The sequence below is a fragment of the Nocardia sp. NPDC060220 genome (assembly GCF_042727815.1).
In the GTDB taxonomy this organism is placed as follows: Bacteria; Actinomycetota; Actinomycetes; order Mycobacteriales; family Mycobacteriaceae; genus Nocardia.
The window spans coordinates 1-1,919 of sequence record NZ_JBHWZY010001107.1 but is presented as its reverse complement, the minus strand read 5'-3'; the positions used below and the strand labels follow the sequence as shown (position 1 = coordinate 1,919).

Genomic DNA, 1,919 nt, shown 5'->3' with positions numbered 1-1,919 from the left:
CACCCCATCCCTGGAGGATGTGCCTCCCCCGCGCCGACCACGGCGCCATCCCGCACTGGGATCCGGCGACGGCCCACCTTGCCGACGAGCAGAGGAACACGGATATGAGCAACACAGCCACAACGGCCTCGGCGGCGGTAGGCGGCCGGTCACCAGCTCGGGTTGCGGTGGTCACCGGCGGCGCCTCCGGTATGGGCCTGTCGATCTGCGTGGCGTTCGCCGCTGCCGGACATCGGGTCGCGGTCCTCGATGTGGACGGCGCGGCCGCGCAGCGAGTCGCCGAACAGTTGCGCGCGACCGGCGCGACGGCGATGGCCTGCGCGGTCGATGTCACCGATCGCGACGCGGTCCGGGAGGCGATCGGCAAGGTCCGGGTCGAGTTCGGCGCAATCGAAATCCTCGTCACCAGTGCGGGTTCCGTCGATTTCGCGCCGTTCACCGACATCACGCCACAGGCGTGGAACCGCGTTGTCGACGTGAACCTGAACGGGGTGTTCCACTGCGCGCAAGCCGTTGTGCCGGACATGGTCGCGGCCGGATGGGGTCGTATCGTGACGATCTCGTCGTCGAGTGCGCAGCGCGGCTCGCCGGGCATGGTGCACTACACCGCGTCCAAAGGCGCTGTCCTTGCGATGACCAAGGCCTTGGCGCGCGAGTACGCCGCCGCCGGTATCACGGTCAATACGATTCCGCCCTCGGGCATCGATACGCCCATGTCGCGCCAGTCGCAGGCGGCGGGCCATCTGCCCGCGAGCGCCGTGATGGCCGCGGCGATCCCGGTCGGGCACTTGGGAACCGGCGAGGACATCGCCGCCGCGTGCGTCTTCCTGTGCTCGGACCAAGCCGGCTACATCACCGGGCAGGTCCTCGGCGTGAACGGCGGGTCGGTGATATGAACCTGTCCGCCGCTGCTCGACTGGTGCCCCTGCCGGTCCGGGAGTGGGACGAGAAGACGCGCGCGATGTTGCGCGGACACGTGAAATCGGCCGATCGGTACCTCTCCGGAGCACCCGATGCCCCGGCGATGCCGGGCGTCCTCGGCGTGCTGGCCCATCACCCCGAACTGGCCGGTGCGTGGTTGGCCTACAACGGTCTGCTGATCGAGCGTCCCACCGTGGACCCGCGTGAGCGCGAACTGGTGATCCTGCGGGTCGCCTGGCGCAGCGAGTCGGATTACGAATGGGCACAGCATGTTCGGATCGCCACATCGCTCGGCGTCGACGCGGAGCAGATCGAGGCGGTGCGCTACGGACCGCAGGCACCGGTGTGGTCGCCGGTGCAGCGCGCACTGCTGGCGATGACCGACCAACTGCTGGATCGACATCGCGTCGACGACGCCGTCTGGGCCCAGCTCGAACTCCATTTCGACAGTCGGCAGCTGATCGAGCTGCTGTTCGTCGCCGGCTCCTATCTGTGCCTGGCGATGGTGTTCAACAGCGTTGCCCTGCAACCGGACCCCGAACAGGAGGAACGATCATGAGCAAAGTCGTCCACGAACCGGCCGCGCCCCATCGATGGCCGAGACCGCCCGAAGGCACCTGGACTCAGCACTATCCCGAGCTCGGAACGTCGATGATGTCGTTCGAGGATTCGGTGTCGCCGGAATTCTTCGAACTCGAGCGCGAGGCCATTTTCAAGCGCGCCTGGCTCAATGTGGGTCGGGTAGAGCAAGTGCCGAAGACCGGGAGCTACTTCACCAAGGAACTCGATGTGGCGCGCGCGTCGATTATCGTGGTGCGCGACCGCGACGGCGCCGTCAACGCGTTTCACAATGTGTGCCGCCATCGCGGAAACAAGCTGGTCTGGAACGAATTTCCCAAAGAAGAGACCTCGGGAATATGCCGCCAGTTCACCTGCAAGTATCACGGTTGGCGCTACGGCCTCGACGGGTCACTGAGCTTCGTCCAGCAGGAGAACGA

The 1,919-nt window shown here is 66.5% G+C and carries 3 protein-coding genes; all 3 read left to right on the top strand.

What is annotated here, in order from left to right:
• Positions 1-191 precede the first annotated feature (191 nt).
• A complete protein-coding gene (locus ACFWF3_RS34160; RefSeq protein ID WP_379318155.1) occupies positions 192-896 on the top strand; it encodes an SDR family NAD(P)-dependent oxidoreductase in 705 nt (234 codons plus the stop codon).
• On the top strand, positions 893-1,480 hold the full coding sequence (locus ACFWF3_RS34155; RefSeq protein ID WP_379318153.1) for a carboxymuconolactone decarboxylase family protein: 588 nt from the start codon (positions 893-895) through the stop codon (positions 1,478-1,480). Before ACFWF3_RS34160 ends, ACFWF3_RS34155 begins: the two co-directional genes overlap by 4 nt.
• Before the next feature lie 92 nt (positions 1,481-1,572).
• The coding region (locus ACFWF3_RS34150) for an aromatic ring-hydroxylating dioxygenase subunit alpha (RefSeq protein ID WP_379318151.1) at positions 1,573-1,919 on the top strand (347 nt) is incomplete at its 3' end.